7 protein-coding genes and 2 tRNA genes are annotated in these 19,536 nt (G+C 31.6%); all 9 read left to right on the forward strand.

Translation table 11 applies throughout. The annotated features are described in order from the left end of the window. The first annotated feature begins 12 nt into the window (after positions 1-12). A tRNA-Val gene (locus ACXAHM_RS18190) sits at positions 13-90 on the forward strand. A 24-nt stretch (positions 91-114) separates the two neighbouring features. Then, positions 115-189, forward strand: a tRNA-Val gene (locus tag ACXAHM_RS18195). Positions 190-342: 153 nt separating this feature from the next. Then, positions 343-1,818, forward strand: a complete 1,476-nt coding sequence (gene guaB / locus ACXAHM_RS18200; protein WP_474962790.1) for an IMP dehydrogenase — start codon at positions 343-345, stop codon at positions 1,816-1,818. 102 nt (positions 1,819-1,920) lie between these two features. Further along, positions 1,921-3,219, forward strand: coding sequence for a replication-associated recombination protein A (locus tag ACXAHM_RS18205; RefSeq protein ID WP_474962793.1), 1,299 nt, complete (start codon positions 1,921-1,923; stop codon positions 3,217-3,219). A gap of 361 nt (positions 3,220-3,580) precedes the next feature. Continuing rightward, on the forward strand, positions 3,581-4,930 hold the full coding sequence (locus ACXAHM_RS18210) for a hypothetical protein (RefSeq protein ID WP_474962795.1): 1,350 nt from the start codon (positions 3,581-3,583) through the stop codon (positions 4,928-4,930). 44 nt (positions 4,931-4,974) lie between these two features. After that, positions 4,975-8,127: an nSTAND1 domain-containing NTPase gene (locus tag ACXAHM_RS18215; protein ID WP_474962797.1), complete on the forward strand. Its 3,153-nt coding sequence runs from the start codon at positions 4,975-4,977 to the stop codon at positions 8,125-8,127. 113 nt (positions 8,128-8,240) lie between these two features. Beyond that, the gene (locus ACXAHM_RS18220; RefSeq protein ID WP_474962799.1) at positions 8,241-9,212 is read left to right on the forward strand and encodes an outer membrane beta-barrel protein; all 972 of its coding nucleotides are present in this window, start codon (positions 8,241-8,243) and stop codon (positions 9,210-9,212) included. Positions 9,213-9,231: 19 nt separating this feature from the next. After that, positions 9,232-10,428, forward strand: coding sequence for a hypothetical protein (locus tag ACXAHM_RS18225; protein WP_474962801.1), 1,197 nt, complete (start codon positions 9,232-9,234; stop codon positions 10,426-10,428). 174 nt (positions 10,429-10,602) lie between these two features. After that, a complete protein-coding gene (locus ACXAHM_RS18230; protein WP_474962804.1) occupies positions 10,603-19,329 on the forward strand; it encodes an Ig-like domain-containing protein in 8,727 nt (2,908 codons plus the stop codon). Positions 19,330-19,536 lie beyond the last annotated feature (207 nt).

A 19,536-nucleotide genomic window follows, 5' to 3' on the forward strand; every position in this document is an offset into this window, starting at 1 on the left:
AATATTGAAAATGGGATGTTAGCTCAGTTGGTTTAGAGCACCTGCCTTACAAGCAGGGGGTCATTGGTTCGAATCCAATACGTCCCACCAAATTCACTTTAAATAGTGATATTTGGGATGTTAGCTCAGTTGGTTTAGAGCACCTGCCTTACAAGCAGGGGGTCACTGGTTCGAATCCAGTACGTCCCACGAAAAGGACATATCGATAAGATGTGTCCTTTTTTTTGTTTCAAAATTTTATTAATTGTTATTTCTAAAAAAAATAGTCCATTTTTTGTTGAATAATCAGTAATAGTTATAACTTTGCTCGGCAAATAATAACAGTTAAATTATTTGCTTCAAATGGCTATCGATCCAAGTAAAGTTTTGTATGAAGCACTCACATATGATGATGTGCTATTAAGACCAGGTTTCTCAGAAATCCTTCCAAGAGAAACTACTACAAAAACCATGTTAACAAAAAACATTGCGTTGAACATTCCTTTAGTTTCAGCAGCAATGGATACTGTGACAGAAGCTGATTTAGCAATTGCAATGGCACTTGAAGGAGGCTTAGGCTTCATTCATAAAAACATGACCATTCAACAGCAAGCTTCCCAAGTACGAAAAGTCAAGCGTTCGCAATCAGGAATGATTTTGGACCCAGTTACCTTAACTGCGAACAAAACATTATTTGAAGCAAACGAGTTAATGAGAGAGTACAGAATTGGTGGTATTCCCGTTGTTGACGAAGAAGGGTTATTAATTGGTATTTTAACCAACAGAGACCTTCGCTTCCAGAAAGACTTAAGCATCGCTGTAAAAGATGTAATGACAAAAGAAAATCTTATTACAGCTGATGATGGTATCACATTAGATGAAGCTCAAGATATCCTTCAAGAGCATAAAATCGAAAAACTTCCAATCGTAAGTAAATCAAATAAACTAGTAGGTTTAGTTACGTATCGTGATATCTTAAAAAACAAGAATAGACCAAACGCTTGTAAGGACCAGTATGGTCGTTTAAGAGTAGGAGCAGCTGTAGGTGTTACAGCTGATCTTATGGAAAGAGTATCTGAATTGAAAGCAGCAGGAGTGGATGTTGTTGGTTTAGATACGGCACATGGTCATTCAAAAGGTGTTATTGATGCCTTAAAGAAAATCAAAAAAGAATTTCCTGACTTAGATGTTATCGTTGGTAATATTGCTACTGCTGAAGCTGCAGAAGCTTTGGCGGACGCTGGTGCTGACGGTATTAAAGTAGGTGTGGGTCCTGGTTCGATCTGTACAACTCGTATTATTGCGGGTGTTGGGGTGCCTCAATTGTCTGCAGTATTCGAAGCAGCTTCAGTATTAAGAGAAAGAGGTATTCCTTTCATTGCTGATGGTGGTATTCGTTTCTCAGGTGATTTAGTGAAAGCACTTGCAGGTGGAGCTGATGTTGTAATGATTGGTTCACTTTTAGCAGGTACTGATGAAGCTCCTGGTGATATGATTATCTTTGAAGGCCGTAAATTCAAAGCCTATAGAGGTATGGGTTCTGTTGAAGCTATGAATAAAGGTTCAAAAGATCGTTATTTTCAAGATGCTGAAGATGATGTGAAAAAGTTAGTTCCAGAAGGAATTGCAGGTAGAGTTCCTTATAAAGGACGTGTAGAAGAAGTATTATATCAATTAGTTGGTGGATTAAAAGCAGGTATGGGTTACTGTGGTGCTGGCTCTATTGAACAATTGAAAAATGCTAAATTCGTGAAAATTACAGGTGCAGGTGTGAAAGAATCTCATCCTCATGATGTAACAATTACTAGAGAAGCTCCAAACTACTCTTCTAAAGGGTAAGTTTTGTTTGCATGATATTTTAAGAGGTTAAGTTTATTCTTAACCTCTTTTTTTTATCTTTGTTTTATTATTGAGCATTTATTGTTTAATAATTATACTTTAATGTTAATTGCTAAAATATATTTAGTTATGATGGGAGCGGCACCTTTATCGGAAAGAATGAGACCAAAAACTATTTTTGATGTAGTGGGTCAAAAACACCTTTTAGGTAATGACGGTGTATTTAAAAGGATGGTTGAAAGTAAGACTATTCCTTCAATGATCTTATGGGGTCCTCCTGGCGTAGGAAAAACAACTTTAGCAAGATTATTAGCAGAAGCAACAGGAAGACCTTTTAAGACACTAAGTGCAGTTAGTGCAGGTGTCAAAGAAGTAAGAGAGGTAATTAAGGAAGCTGGATATTCATATGGGACTATTCTATTTATTGATGAAATACATAGATTTAGTAAATCCCAACAAGACGCTTTATTAAATGCTGTAGAAAAAGGCATCATTGTTTTAGTCGGAGCGACAACTGAAAACCCATCTTTTGAAGTTAATTCAGCTTTAATTTCAAGAAGTCAAGTATATGTACTTGAGTCTTTGTCTAAAGAAGACCTTTTGCAATTAGTAGATAAAGCTTTAAAGGAAGATACATATCTAAAAAAGAAAAATATTTCTTTAAAAGATACTTATAACCTATTAAGATATTCTGGAGGTGACGCTCGAAGATTATTAAATCTATTAGAGCTTTCTGTTAATGCTGGAAAAGAAGAAGAGGGAAAGATTGTTATTACTGATGAACAAGTAGCATTAGTTGCTCAACAAAGAGCAGCAAGATATGACAAAAAAGGGGAGGCTCATTATGATATAATTTCTGCATTCATAAAGTCAATTAGAGGGTCAGACCCAAATGCAGCAGTTTATTGGTTAGCAAGAATGATTGAAGGAGGTGAAGATCCTAAGTTTATTGCCAGACGATTAATAATTTCTGCAGCGGAAGATGTTGGTAACGCTAATCCAACTGCTTTAGTTATAGCAAATAACTGTATGCAGTCGATTCAATACATTGGTATGCCTGAAGGTAGGATAGTTCTCGCACAAGCAACAACCTATTTAGCCTGTTCTCCTAAGAGTAATGCAGCATACTTGTCAATCAAAGAAGCTCAAAAAGTAGTCAAAAAAACAGGAGATTTACCTGTTCCATTACATTTAAGAAATGCTTCTACTATGTTAAGGAAAGAATTAGGTTATGCTGATTCTTATATATATCCACATGATGATCCCCAAGGTTTCATTCCTCAAGAATATATGCCTGAAGGACTAGAGGGGCAAACTTTATATACTCCTAAGGTCAATAGTAGAGAAAAGGAGATGATGAATCGTTTGCAACTTATGTGGAATAAGAAATACAAATACTAATCAATTATATTAGTGAAATATCAAAATATAAATTGTATTAATATGAATATTACAATAGGGGATGATTACTCTGTCATCGGATGAATTTAAGCGAACATTAAATTCGTATTTCTACTCCATTATTTTTTTGAATTAAAAGAATATAAAATTGATATAAATGATAATTTTAATGAAACAGAGGCGGTGTAAAATGTAACTTATCTAATATTCTGTATAAAAAAGCAATTGAATTTTAAATTTGATTGCTTTTTTGTTTTTATTCATGGAATGTTAATGTATGTTAGTGGACATTTTATAACTTTTTATAGAAGAAAGGAAGTCTAATACTCTACTTTTTAATTACAAACTTTTAAGCTAACCTATGCATATTCATATCATCTGTGTGATTGCTGAACAAGATAATTTGGATGAATTTCAAGAACTTGGTTACATGGTGTCTGACGCACTTCAAGTGGCTCTTAAAGAAATGAAATCCCAAAGTGTTCAAATTCAAGTTTCTGTTGGAGATTCTTCAATTGATACTGCTGATGTTGTAATATGGTTAATTTGTGAAGAAATAGATGTAGATGTTCAATTAAATCCAATTCAGAAGAATTACAAATTGTTACTTTCTGAAATTCAAGAAGAGGCACAGCCTGAATCATTAAGACTTTTAAGAACATATCATCTATCAAGATTTGACAATAGAATAGGAAAAGAAACAACGTTATCTATCCCTATTGAAGAAGGTTATAGAGTATACTTTTGGCTTGTTATCTCTGATTTAGCATTAGATATTTTTGAAGATATAAATTTAACAACCTATTCTAAAAAGGTTTTCCTAGGAGATACGTCTGATGATCTTAGAATGGAAAGGTTATTGTTAAAGAGAGACCTTAAAGCTCATGGTTTTGATATACTTCCCAAAAAAGATTATCCAAGTCATACAGAATTAATGTCTCAATATCAATGGTCTGATCTGAATGATGTAGAGATTGCAATTCATTTGGCTGGAGGAAGAGAAGGTTTGGAAATTGATCATGATGCTTATTCATATTTAGAATGGCAAGAGAAAGTCACAGAGACATTCGTCTTACAAAATCAGAATGCAATAAAAAAGTATGTATGGGTGCCACCAGCAATACGCATTGCTTCTGATAAACGTAAGTTTTATATTGAAAAGCTTTTAAAAAATGTTGATGAACATGAAGCTACCTATACATTTAGGACTGATTTGGAGAAGTTTAAAACAATTCTTCACGGAGAATTAAGTGCTTACAATATTGGAGATGATTTAACGTTAGCGGATGAATTTGCTGCTAAAAAAGTATATATAATGACTGATGTTGTAGATTTGGAATCTTCTAAAGCTCTTGAAAATAGATTGTCAACATTAGGGTTTGGTATATTAAAACTAGGGACCGGTCAAGGGGCAAAACTCATGAGAAGACAACATCAAAGACATTTACAAGTTTGTAATAGTACTTTGATATTTGTAGATCAAGCTCCAGATGAATGGGTATTTGCCAAACTCCAAGATAATTTGAGAGCTTCTGGATTAGGCCGAAAAGAACCATTGAATACAAAAGCTCTCGTTGTTTCAAATTATGGTACAGCGTCAAGACTTTCTAATATTTTGGATGAAAATCCTCTCTATAAATCTGTTGGTATATTCGTCTTTGATGATGTAATGATTTCAGATGAATTACTCAGTTTTTTATCAGCATTTTAAAATTTATATCGTAATTTAACGTTTACTATACAGATACTTTTTACATGAATTCATTCTCATCTACAAATACGGACGCACAGAAGCTGATTTTAGGAAGTCAGTTTAACCCTTTTCCAGGGTTAAGACCATTCCGTACTGATGAGACTTTCTTATTTTTTGGACGAGACGGTCAAACTGAAGAAGTCTTATGGAGGCTTGAAAAAAATAGATTTGTTGCAGCGTTAGGGGCTTCTGGCTCAGGTAAATCATCCTTAATTTATTGTGGATTAATTCCTGCCCTTCAAGGTGGTTTTATGGAGAAACAAGGCTCATCTTGGAATGTGTCTTCTTCAAGACCAGGAACTGATCCTATTAAAAATTTAGCACTTGCTGTTTTACAATCAACGAATACATATAAAAATAAATCTGAAGAGGATCAAGAACTATTACTTAATGTAGCAATTACAATGCTGTTAAGTAGTTCTAAAGGATTAGTCAATCTAATTGAAAGACTCCAAAAGGATGAAGGAAATAATTTCTTAATTTTAATTGATCAATTTGAAGAACTTTTTAGATTCTCTAGATTAGAATCAGAAGATTTATCTATGGGTATGGCTTCCGCTTTTGTTAAACTTTTGGTAGAAGCAACAAAGCAAAAGGATGTGCCAATTTATGTAGTAATGACAATGCGTTCCGACTATATTGGAGATTGTGCTAGATTTCCAGAGTTGACGTATCTTATTAATGAGAGTCATTACTTGATTCCTCAAATGACGAGGGAACAAAAGAAAGAAGCTGTTCTAGGGCCTATTTCAGTTGGTGGAGCCAAAATTACACCTCGATTATTACAAAGATTACTTAATGATTTAGGAGATACTCAAGATCAGTTGCCTATTATGCAACATGCCCTTATGAGGACATGGGAATATTGGAGTTCACATTCAGATGATAATGATGAAGTAGATGTTTATCATTATGAGGCTATTGGTGGTATGGGAGAGGCTTTGTCTCAACATGCAGATGAAGCCTACAGAGATTTATCAGAAGAAGAAAAAGTAATCTGTGAAAAAGTATTTAAAGCTTTAACAGAGAAAGGTGATGATGGCCGTGGAATTAGACGACCAACAAAATTAAAAAACTTAGCCGAAATTGCTGAGACAACTGAAGGTCTAGTAACTAATGTAGTTGATAGTTTTAGAACATCAGGTAGGACCTTATTAATGCCCGACCAAAGCGTAGAAGTAATTGGTGAGACGGTGGTTGATATTTCTCATGAATCTCTAATGCGTGTTTGGATTAGATGTAGAGATTGGGTAGACGAAGAATATGAAGCTGTGAAAATCTATAAAAGATTGGCAGAAGCAGCATTAATGTATCAACAAGGCAAAGCGAGTTTATGGCGTCCACCTGATTTATATATCGCTATACAATGGAAAGAAAGATTTAGTCCAAACTTAGCGTGGGCTGTTCAATATGAACCTTCTTATGAAAGAGCTGTTACTTTCTTGAAATCAAGTCAAGAAGAGTACGAGGAAGAACAAAGAGTAAAAGAAAGGTTACAAAAAAGAATTGTTAAACGTACAAAAGTAATTGCTTTAGTTCTTGCAGGAGCAACTATAGGAGCAATTATGCTTGTAATTTATGCCAACTTAAAGGCTGAAGATGCAAAAAGGGCAGCAGCAGAAGCTCTTGATGCTGGAAAAAAAGCAGAACAAAGTGCATTAGTAGCTGAAGAACAAAGAAAGAAAGCAGAGGCTCAAACAGAATTAGCTCAAAAAGCTGCTGATGAAGCTCGTAAGCAAACAGAAATTGCACAAGCTGCAAAAGACTCAGCTGATTATCAGAAGAATGAAGCATTAAAACAATCTGAAAGAGCACGATTAGCATTAGTGGAAGCAGAGCGTCAAAAACAATTGGCCAATATTGAAAAAGATAAAGCTACTAAGAATGCAAATATTGCCAACGAAAAAACAAAAGAAGCTCAATTACAAGAAGAAGCCGCAACTTTAGCAAAAGCAAATGCAGATACATTACGTTTTTTATCTATTGCTCAAGCTTTAGCCGTGAAATCTTTACAATTAAAAGACCCTGAGCAAAAAGCATTGTTAGCTTCACAAGCCCATTCTTTTAATCAACAATACAAAGGACTTGATCCAAATCCAGATGTATATCAAGGTTTATATCAGGCTGTTAAAGGATTTAAAGGTGATGATTTCAACTTAATGAAAGGTCATAATGATTACGTTAGAACATTATATTTTGATGTGGATCAAAATGTTTTGTATTCAGCAGGATCAGATGGATCAATAAGAGTTTGGGGGAATGGAGACTTAGAGTCTGAATTAGTTTCCGATAAACATGGGGTTATTAGAGGTTTATTGATTTCAAAAGAAAAACAAAAAGCTGCAATATATACTGAAGATGGTGTTGTTACAATCTTTAGTTATCCTGAGTTTAAAACTTTGAAAAAAGTCAAAGTATCTAAAGGACAAATTTGGACGGGATCTTTTGATAAACTTGGTGATAGAATTTTTATAGCTGGACAAAGCAAGAAGATTTATACCGTTGATGTTGAGAGTTTTGCAGTTTCTCAATTAGTTGAAACTTCAGCAAGAATAACTAATCTTAAAGTATCTAATTTAGATGGTAGTATTTGGGGTATGTTAGAATCAGGATCTGTATTAAAATGGTGTCCTGATAATAATTGTTCTGAAACTTTAATTTATGGAGAACAAAAAGTGACCGGAACATCATTGGCATTTTCAGACGATGGAAAAACTGTAGCTCTCGGCTTTGAAGATGGTAAATTAATTTTATGGGATAGATTAACTGGGACAGAAATAGATAATCTTCAAGGTCATGATGCAAGAGTTACATCTCTAAAATTTGATAATGAAAGAAAACGACTTGTAAGTACTAGTTTAGATGGTTCCGCACGTATTTGGAATATTGAGGAAGGTAGAACAAATGAATCGCCAATCGTGTTGAATGATTTAGGTGCTTGGGCCTCTGAAGCAGCTTTTGCTGATCATGGTAGAACTTTGTTTGTAGGTACTTCCGGCCACGATCTAAAACGTTATGAGCTAGATATTCCTACTTTATCTGATAAGGTTTGTCAACTGATGCCTAGAAATGAAATGACTCAAAAAGAGTGGGACCGATATGTAGGAGAAGGAATTGATAATCGAAATGTTTGTAGTAATACAGATATTAATTAAAAGAAAATACTTTGTTTAATACTAAATCTTCAATCAAATTTTTTTTACTACTGCCTTTTATAATTATTTTTTTAAACTTCAGTAGTTTTGCACAAAGTTGTGAAGAATCCTTTGTGCGTGCAAATTCAATATATGCAGAAGGAAAACTTCTTCAGGTATCAATTGAGTTGGAAAGTTGTATTCAATCCGGTTTTGAAACTGAAGCAAAACAAACTGCAGCTAGAAGATTAGTAATTCTTTCATATGTTTATTCTGATAAGCAATCTGAAGCAGAGGAAGAAATGCTTGCCTTATTAAAAGAGTACCCAGAATATAAACCTTCAACTTCTGATCCTGCGGAATTAAAAACTTTATATAAAAAGTTTAGAACACGACCTATAATGTCTTTTGGTATAATAGCAGGGGTTACTTATAACCAGGCTTTTGTAAATCAAACATATGGTGTTGGTCCTCAGACGTTACATGAAAAAGTAGAATATCTTCCTAAAGTAAATTTTAAAGTAGGTGTATCCTATTCCTATTTAATTAGTAAGAGCTTCCAAATAAATCTTAGCCCAACTTATGAAAATATTTCTTTCGAAACATCTGAAAAACCTTTAGAATTCTCAAATTCTGTAATGCGTGAAAATCAATCATGGTTGCATATTCCATTACATTTAAGGTGGGTTATTGCTCCTAGTTCAAAATTAAAACCATTTTTAGGTATTGGTGGAGCAATGCGTTTTTTATTAACATCTACAATTGAAGGTACACAAACTTTTAGTACGGAAGGAGAAGGAATTGCACCGATTGAACCGTCACCAATTGAAATTAAAGAACAAAGAAAAGAAACTTTATATGAGGCATCAGCTCAGCTAGGTTTTCAAATTAAGTCCAGAATGACTCATTGGGAGATATTTGCTTCTTATACCTATGCCCTTGATACATTTAATAAACCTAATACTAGATTTGATAATCGTGAATTAATATTTAATTATGGTTTTATTGACAATGATACTAAGCTGAATATTATTGCTTTAAATATCTCATTTTCATATGATTTTTATAAGCCTAAATTATTCAGAAAATATAAAAAGTTAGACTAACTCTGATCTATCACACAAAATGCGAAATATATTTATTCTTTTATTTTTTTGGTTAATTACTGGTTGTGAACAAGTTGAAACTTACGAACCAGGAGAAACCTTTATAAAATTTTTTGGTACAGAATACAAAGAAACTGGAGTTGACCTAATAGTCTTAGAAGATAGTTATATGTTGTTAGGTAATACTGAAGCCTCTCAAACGCAATCATCAATTATGCTTGTGAAAACCGATAAGAAAGGGAATGAATTATGGCAAAAAGAATATCCAACTAGTGATATAGATAGAGCGGTGGGAATGATTCAGTTAGAAAATAATGAAATTGTAATTCTAGGTAATAGAAATGATACAACTGGCATATTATGTTATACTAATGTTGATGGTGATGAATTTGAAAATACAACTCCCATTATTTTAACGCCTCAAGAAGAAAACTCTGCAGTTAGATATAATTCAATAGAAAATTTAGATGAAGGAGGCTTTCTCATTGTTGGTGAGATTAGAAGTACTCAGAATCAAAGTGAGGAATGGGACATGATAAGTTTAAAATTAAATGATGATGGTACTATTATATGGGAGAAAGTAGAAGGTTACCAAGGTGGTGGTGATGATTTAGGTAATTCTTCTTCAGAAGATTTAAGTCAAAATTATTATCTATTTGGATCTGTAGATATTACAAAAGTAAACTCTGATAATAATGAAGTTACAGTTTCAGATATGAGAACTGTTAGAGTTAACTTTCTAGGTAATATTGTATGGGATAAACAAATATCTACTTTTGAAAATGATTTTGGTGTGAAAATTTACAACTATAATAACGATTTTTATGTTATTGGTCGGAGAGAGACATCTAATTCACAACAAAGTATCATTTTCTCTAAACTTTCCGATAATGGTGATTTTGAAGCATTAGTAGAATATGGAACTGGAATTACTGTCGGTAATGATATGGTTGCTGATCAATCTGGTATTTATATTACTGGAACCACAAATACAGGCGAGGGAGCCACAGATCGAGATATATTAATCTTAAAATTAGATTTCCAAGGTAATAAGTTGTGGGAAACTATAGTAGGTTATGAAGGTGTTGATTATGGAAGTAAAATTTACATCGAAAATGATAACTCGATTCTAATTGTAGGTACAGGTTTCTTTGGGAATAATGAAAAAATAAGTCTAATAAAAGTAGATTCTCAAGGAAATTTATCAAAAGAATAACCTTTTAATCTTAACAAACGTTTACATTATAGTCTAAATTATTTAACTTGGGGTGATAATTGGATTATTTCCATGTCAAATTGCTGTTTATATTCCTAATAACATACTTACTATAAAGGTCTATTTAGAATTTTATCTACCCTGACTAGTACAGACTTAACTTAAGCTACTACTATGAATAAAACATTACTTTTTTTATGTAAAATAGTACTTTTAAATGTCTTTTTACTTTTTACTTATTCTGTAAACGCTCAAATTACAATCACACATAATAACAGTGGTTATATAAATTCAGAACAAGTTATAGAATGGAGAATTAATGGGGGAACAATTGATCCTACTGATAGTAATTTTGATCTTTTAAGAGATGGTAGTTCCAAAGGGCATAATGATTTAGAAATTATTGAAATTACTCCAAATCAAGATTATATCGTTAGAGTTGATTTAAATGATATTGGAGGGAATAATGAAGGTGATGTTTTCACCTTAGAGTATGATAATGGCTCTACTTACTTGTCTGTTAAAAGTTATATATTGGATTATACAGATCCTAACTTTACCTCATTAGAACTATCAAGTTCATCTGAATCTGGATTAGATCTTAATGATAGGATAACAAATATAGAAAATGTTTCTTTTGATTTAGTAGCAGAAGTAGGAGTTACTTATCTTTTGAAAGATGCATTTGATAACGAGATAGCATCAGGTGTTAGTACAGGTTCAAATACAATTGTAACATCGTTAACTGAAGGAGTTCATGATCTAACTTTAGTATTATCAGATTTAGCTGAGAATACTTTTACTCAAGCTATTTCAATTACTATAGATACTACTGATCCATTATTAATACCAAATGAACCTGTAATTGAACTTGTTGATAAATCAGGGGTTTATACCACAATTTTTACGAATATTGGTGACCCTACTTTTAATATAAGTAACCTTGATTTAACAGCAGGAAATAGATTAATTCTTGTGAGTGATTTGGAGGGTGGTGAAATTGGATCTATTGATTTAACATCAAATGACCCTGAACAAGTAACGTCAAACTTAACAGTTGAAGGAAAGCATTTGATTACTGCAATTGTGACAGATATAGCTGGTAATGAAGTTTCATCAACAGCATTAGAAGTTAATTTTGATAACACTGCGCCTGATACACCGATAATCTCATTACAAAGTGCTTCGAATAGTGGAAGAGATGATACAGATATTTATTCTAATGTAGATCAACCTATTTTTGATATATCTAACATCGAAACAGGGGTAAAATTAGAATTGTTAAAAGAAAGTGGTACGAATCCACCAACAGTCGTAGACTTTACATCTGAAATAATGACAATGACTGATACATCAATAATATCTTCATTACTAACTGTAGATGATATTTTTTATTATCAGATTAAATTGACTGATAAAGCAGGAAATAGTGATGTTACAAGTTTGTCTAATATTATCGAATATGATTATAAACAATCTCATACTTTAACACAAACTGTTAGCAACTTATCGATTAATAATAATCCATCAAGCCCAACATCAAATTATATTTCAAATAAAGATGTTGATTTATTATTTGAAGGTTTGATTGATAATGTGAATAACGAATTAATAATTACAGACAATTTAGATAATGAGATAACAAGAATTGTTGTTGATGAAACTGAAGAATTAATAACTTTAGTTGATTTAGTAGATGATAACTACACTATAAAATATTACATAGAGGATATTTATGGAAATCAAAATGCAACAGCTTCTTTTAACTTTACTGTAGATACTGAAGCTCCTGTAATCTCTAATTTATCTTTTTCTTCAAATAACATAACAAATACTAAGTTATTAACAGAATCATTTAATGAATTTACAATTCAATTTGAGGTAAATGAAACCCTAATTGATACTGAAGACCCAAGTGTTAAAGTTGATAATAATACTCAAATTGTTAATGAAGATTCTCCAAATTCATATTCAAGTACTGATAATTTTACAGTTGTAAATTTCAAAGAAGTAATTTTAGAAGTTATTGTAAAAGATTTTGCAGGTAACTCAACTACCATTACTTCTCCTAATGATGTCGAATCATTATTTACATATCCAGAATTAGTAAATACAATAAAACCACAAACTGATATAGAGTTTTGTGATACAAATAACCAAATAGAATTGGTAAGTGATCAAACAGTTCAAGGAGGAAATGGATCTTATGAATATAATTGGTATTTAGATAATGTTGAATTAGGAATAGTAAATGAAAATTTAAGTTATTATCAAAATCTTTCAATTGGGACACATGAATTTAAGAGAGTTATTACTTCTTTTGGTGAAGAAGTGTCTTCAAATGTAATTCAAGTAGAGATAAATCCTCCGTATGTTAATACAATAGACAATTTAAGCACAGACGTCTACTTTGGACAGATTGATAACAGTGATATTTCTTTTAGTTCTAATCCTTCAACTGGAGGTGATGGTACTTTTAAATATCAATGGCAATTTTATAATGGATCTATTTGGATAGATAAAGATGCAACTGATGCTTATATTCATGATGAGATAATTAATGTTCCAGGTAATTATAAGTTTAGAAGAATTGTTACTTCATTAACTGATAAATGTGAAACAATTTCTAATGAGGTTTCAGTTACATTATTGCCTCAAGTAATTAATAATATAACTGTTACAGCAAGCCCTAATCCTGAAAGTTTTTGTATAGGAGATACTAATTTTGAAATTGAATCAGTAGCATTGTCTGGAGGAGATGATGTTTACAATATTACATGGGAAAGAGAAAGAAATAATGAAGGATTCATTGAAATAACAGGGGAAACGAATCCAAATTATATCGAAACAGAAGAATTATTAAGCGGGACATATAAATATAAACGATTAGTTACCTCGGGTGGAAGTAATGTTGTTCAATCCAATATTTATACTATTCAAGTAAATGACAATATTTCCGGTAATGAGATTGAATTAGCTTCAACATCTGAATATTTTGGTTCTATTTCAATTTCTGATATTACTATTAATGAAAAAACTTCTCCATCCGGAGGTGGTGGAAATTATTCTTATAAGTGGGAAATGTTTGATGGTACAAATTGGGTAAATACCTCCGTGACTAATAGTAATTTTTCTAACTTATCATCAATAACAACAAAAGGGACTTATTTATTCAGAAGAGTTGTCACATCAACGACATGCTCTAATCATATTTCTAATGAAATTACAATTAATTTATATGAAGAAATAAATAATAATAATTTGAGCTTAATTGATGGTAATGAGTTCTGTATCAATAATGATTTATTTATTTTAGGATCAAACCCTACTGGTGGAACAGGAAGTTATACATATCAGTGGTTTAGAAAACTTTCTTCTGAAACTGATGTTGATTACATAAATATTGGAGAAACTGATCCTTATTTATATATTTCAAATTTATCGACTGCTGGCAATTACGATTTCAAACGAAAAGTTATATCCGGGAGTTCTTTCAACGAAGAAGTGATATCAATTAAAGTTATACCAAAGCCATCTGTAAGTTTATCTCCAACTACAGGTTCCAACTTTAGTAATTCTTCTTCAATTGGAATCACATTAGATATTGGTTTATCAAATGACTTTTATTGTACGGGAACAGGAGTTGTCAGTAATGGGTCTGGATCTGTCAATAACAAGTTTTATCCAAATTTAGCAGGTATTGGTACTCATGAAATAGAATATCATGTTACTACTGGATCTTGTGAATATACTTTCACAAATTCAATAATTGTATACGACGGTCAAAAGCCTTTTATTAGTATAAATGAAACATATTGTGAAGAATCATCTAATATTAATGTGAAGTTTGACCCATTAAACAAAGCTTCGGATGATATTAATGAACCAACTACTTATATGAATTCATATACTTTTGATAGGTTTGAAGTGTATGATTCTAAGAATAATTTTATAAGTGGATTCTTAGATAAAAATTTAAGTTTAGATTTATCTACTGTTTTACAAAGAACTGGAACAACTTCTGAAAATTTAATATTTAAGGCAAGATATATTTCTCAAGTTAGCCCTTTGAAGTATGCATATTTACAGCAAGAGCTAACAATCACATATACTCCAGAAATACCAGAGGTTATAAATGAAAATCCAAATTATTGTAATGATTTGAATGGTCTTAGTCCTTTGAGAGTTACAAATAATATAGGTACAGTAAAATGGTATGATTCAAACAATGATTTAGTGTATACTGGTAGGGATTATCAACCGATAATTGATCCAATAGATGTGCTTACAGATTCGGATAATAAATTTATTTACTATGTAACACAAACAGTAAACGGTTGCGAAAGTGATACTAAAGAAGTAGTTATTGATGTTTTTAAAGAAACACCTATTCCAACATTCGATAATAACTTAGTGACCTTATGTGAAGGTGATGAAATTCCTGAATTATCTGTATTAACAGGAAGTAATGTTATCTGGTACGATAAGGATGGAAATGAGCTTTCTAACTCTGATACTTTTAAACCCAATATTTCTACTACTGGTTTTGCATTGAATGAAAATATTAAAAAATATACATTCAAAGTGACGTCAACCGAAAATTTTTGTGAAAGTGATTTTGCAACTATAGAAATTGAAGTTTTAAAGAGACCAAATATTCCTGAACAGTTAGGGTCAAATTTATTGTATTGTAATGGAGAAACTAATTTTCAACCTTTAAAAATAAAGCCTGCCGCTCCTGGAAATACTTTTGAGTGGTATAGTGATGTTAATTTAACTTCTAGTCTTAGTGAGACATCAGATGAATTTGAAATAACATCAATACCTGAAGCTACAACAAATGAAGTTGTGGTTAATTATTGGGTAGTACAAATTAATTCTAATGGTTGTACAAGTGAACCTTTACAAATAAATTATACTGTATATCCATTGCCTTCTGAGCCAGAACTTTCGACATCTGATAATTTATCTATCTGTTCTGGTGATAATGAGTTATGGATGACAGCAATTAATTTTGATGGAAGTATTTTTTGGTACAATGACCGACCAGAAGATAACGGGTATACTCAAGTAGATATGTATGAAGGTGCAAGTTATCAACCTACTTATAATACTAATGTCGCTGTAGATACTGAAATAGATTTTTATGTTGCTGAAAAAAGTATAAACAATTGTTTTGGTCCTTCAAAAAAGGTTACAATTAAAATAAATGCTCTTCCAGAAATCCCAACTTTGGTGACTGATAATTCAAACTTAACGATATGTTCTGGAGAAATATTTCCTGAAGTTGAAGTATCAGGACTGAATGTGAAATGGTATGAAGATAGTAATCTGACATCTCTTTTGTTTACGGGTAATATTTATGATCCTAAAGTGAATTATGATGTAGCTAATGATTCCATGGTAACTTATTATGCAGTTGCAACAACGATTGAAGGTTGCGTCAGTGAAAAATTAGAAGTAAACATTAATATCAAAGCTCTACCAGATTTACCTATTGCAGAGACAGTTCCAGATTATTGTGAAGATGCACCAATTTCACCTTTAGTTGTAAATGGTGAAGCAGGATCTACTTTTACATGGTATTCCAATGAGCAACTTACAAAAGTAGTAAGTAGTCAACAAACATTTGATCCTGGTATTAATGCCCCTTCTTTTGCTCAAATTGATTCTCTATTTTATTGGGTAACTCAAACAAGTATAGACGGCTGTATTAGTGATCCTCAGAAAGTAAGTATTCCTGTTCATCCTACACCAGTAGGTCCAGATTTAACGCAAACAGTTTTTGAATATTGTAATGGTCAAACAATTATGCCTATAGATGCTATTGGAAATAAAGTTGAATGGTATCTTGATAGTGATTTAAAGAATCAGTTCTCAACAGGTAAAACGTTAAACCCAGTACAGCCAAATAATACGAATGAAGATTATCATGCAACATATTATGTTATTCAAAAAAACAGTATTGATTGTTTTAGTGATCCTGTTGAGGTAAATATTACCGTGTATAAAAAAACCTTAGCTCCAATTATTCCTCAAACTCAATTTGAATATTGTAAAAATGATGTTTTACAACCTATATCAGTAGTGGGTGGTAAGCAGATTACATGGTATTCAGATAGTGGTTTACAAGATACTGTTGCAACAGGTAATAGTTTTTTACCTACTGATAATACGGATGTAGATAGTGATGTAATTATTAATTATTATTATACTGAGAATGTCAATAATTGTCCAAGTGATCCAGTTACAATTTCAATTATAATAAATAAAACACCATCACAACCTCTAATAAATGGAGGTACAGAATTAGATTTGTGTTCAGGTGAAGAGATACAGACCTTAATTGTAGTTAATCAAACAGAAAACCTTAGATGGTACAGTGATGAGCGTTTAACGGATTTGATATATGAAGGGAATAATTTTACACCTAATATTAATACCAATACGACTTCAGAAATAAATATAGATTACTATGTAACAAGTACTCATAATGATTGTGAAAGTGAGGCAACTAATTTTACTATTAGATTACATGCATTACCAATTATTGAATTGGTTGGTATTGAAGAAAATGAAATTTTTTGTAAAAGTGAATTAATCAATCCAAGAGTCGTTGTGAATCAAACTAATGGAACATTAGTTTCACCTACTGGAGCAATTTTGAACGGTGAAAATCAGATTTTACTTGGAACTTCACCTGTCGGTGATCATTTACTAAAGTATACTTATACTAATGAATATGGTTGTGTAGATTCTGTATCTAGAGCATTTACGATTGTAGATGTTCCTAAGGTTGGCTTTACACATAGTGTAAATTGTAATGAAAAAATTATAACTGTTAATGACACGACTAAGATCTTAGATACAGATAATTTTACAGAGATCTTGGAATGGAGATATGACTTTGGAGATGGAACGCTTGTGACATTATATTCTGCGGCAGAAGCTGTATCCTATAGTCACACTTACGAAACAAGAGGGTTTAAAACTATAAAACTTACTATTGTAACTAATCAAAATTGTAATGAAATTGATTTTGAAAAAACAATTTTCATTAACAACCCTCCAGAAGCTGATTTTAATTGGAAAATATCAGAATTAGGAAAAGCAATGATCTTTGAATCTATTACAGAAGAAGAAGATGGAGATATGATCGTAGGGCATTATTGGGATTTTGGAGATGGAACCAATTCAACAGAATTAAATCCACAAAAAATATTTGATAATGTAGGTGAAAAAACGGTGACATATAAAATAATAACTGATAAAGGGTGCGAAAGCTCAATAGTGAAAAAAGTATTTGTCATTCCACACCCAGTTATAACAGAGTTCAACCCTTATCAAGAAAATTTTGACATTTCAGGTGGGGATTGGATAGCAACATCAATAGATTCAACAAAAAATAGTTGGGAAAGAGGTATTGCTACCACAAGTAATTTTAATGTAAATAATAATGCTTGGGTAACAAGATTAGATTCGATGTATTTTGAAAGTGAAGAATCTTATTTAAACCTTCCTTCTTTTGATATCTCAAATTTGAGTAAACCAATGCTATCTTTTGATATGTTAATTGATTTAGAAGAAGGTATTGATGGATTAATCCTTCAGTATACAACTGACTATGGAGAAACATGGAAATTATTAGGAACAGTTAATGATCCAATTAACTGGTATAACAATCGTAATATTCTTTCTGATCCTGGAACTCAAATTGTTGGTAATGTCACTGAATCTCTAGGATGGACAGGTACATTTAAAACTTTTGAAAGTGATTCTCTTGAATATATCTCTGTTCGACATCAATTAGATGAATTTATAGGTGAGGAACATTTTAGGTTAAGGTTTGCCTTTAAGTCAAATTCAGCTATTGAAAGAGAGGGAGTATTGATAGATAATTTCTTTATAGGTAATCGAGAAAAAGTGGTTTTGATTGAATCTATGACTAATACTGATATTGAAGGGAGTAATAGATCAATGTCAACTCTCGATGATCATTTATTAACAATGACTTCAGATGTATTAGCGATTAATTATCATATTCAATTAGAAGGAGTTTTTGATCCTTTTAATTCTGACAATCCAGAACCTGCGTCTGGAAGAAAGTTTTACTATGGCATAACTAATGCTCCTAGAACTGTTATTGATGGAAATTCATTTCAAGGTCATACTGATGATTTTGTTGATGATTTTCAAAACAATGTTTACAGTAGAACATTACTAGATTCGAAATTTGATATTGACATAGATTTATCTGAAACAATTGAAACCGGGATGTTAGGGGTAACCATTACTTCTAATGATATATTTAATAGAGATAGTTCTGAAATTGTAATTCATGCGGTGACCATTGAAAAAGAAATTAATGATATGGTAACAAATGAATTTATTTCTCGACACATTAATGTAATGAAATCTATGAGTCCTGCTCCAGGATCTGAGGGGACAAGTTATTTTGGAAGATCTTGGTCAGTAAATAGTTCTGAGACTGCATTTATTGAATGGGCTAATACCAGTGTTTATGATATGAATGAAGTTGAATTGATTGTCTTTGTTCAGGATAATGTTTCAAAAGAAATATATCAGGCAAAAAGTATAAATGTTACACCAGAATTGTTACAAAGAGATATAGTTAATTCTATTGAGAATGAAGATGTAAGGTCTTGGAATTTATATCCGAATCCTGCTACTAATAATATAAATATTACAACCAATTTTTATATATTAAATGGTAGTTATGAGATTTCAAATATCAATGGTCAAAAATTAAAAGAAGGGAAATTTATAGGAAATAAATATTCAATTGACACTAGTAATCTTCCTTCAGGTGTTTATATATTAAGAAATGCTGAAAATGGAAAATATTTTAATGAAATTATCCGATTTGTAGTTGCAAAGTAATATATCATTTTATTTACCGATAGAAAGTCAGTCAAGCAGTTTTGTTTGACTGACTTTTTTATATAACCCTATTAATTAATTTACGTATATTAACATAAATCCAAAAACTACTTATTACTAAATATAATTAAGTCATATAACATTAAACACATAATAGTAATCTTTTAATATTTTTCATTTATATTCCTTTTATTGTCCTGATATTAA

It is taken from the genome of Flammeovirga sp. AWQ4_249 (genome assembly GCF_056161045.1).

Excerpts from the sequence above, each read along its gene's own strand:
- ACXAHM_RS18205 (WP_474962793.1), top strand. The coding sequence starts at position 1,921 with ATGTTAATTGCTAAAATATATTTAGTTATGATGGGAGCGGCACCTTTA.
- ACXAHM_RS18225 (WP_474962801.1), top strand. The coding sequence starts at position 9,232 with ATGCGAAATATATTTATTCTTTTATTTTTTTGGTTAATTACTGGTTGT.
- ACXAHM_RS18210 (WP_474962795.1), top strand. The coding sequence starts at position 3,581 with ATGCATATTCATATCATCTGTGTGATTGCTGAACAAGATAATTTGGAT.
- ACXAHM_RS18230 (WP_474962804.1), top strand. The coding sequence starts at position 10,603 with ATGAATAAAACATTACTTTTTTTATGTAAAATAGTACTTTTAAATGTC.
- ACXAHM_RS18215 (WP_474962797.1), top strand. The coding sequence starts at position 4,975 with ATGAATTCATTCTCATCTACAAATACGGACGCACAGAAGCTGATTTTA.
- guaB (WP_474962790.1), top strand. The coding sequence starts at position 343 with ATGGCTATCGATCCAAGTAAAGTTTTGTATGAAGCACTCACATATGAT.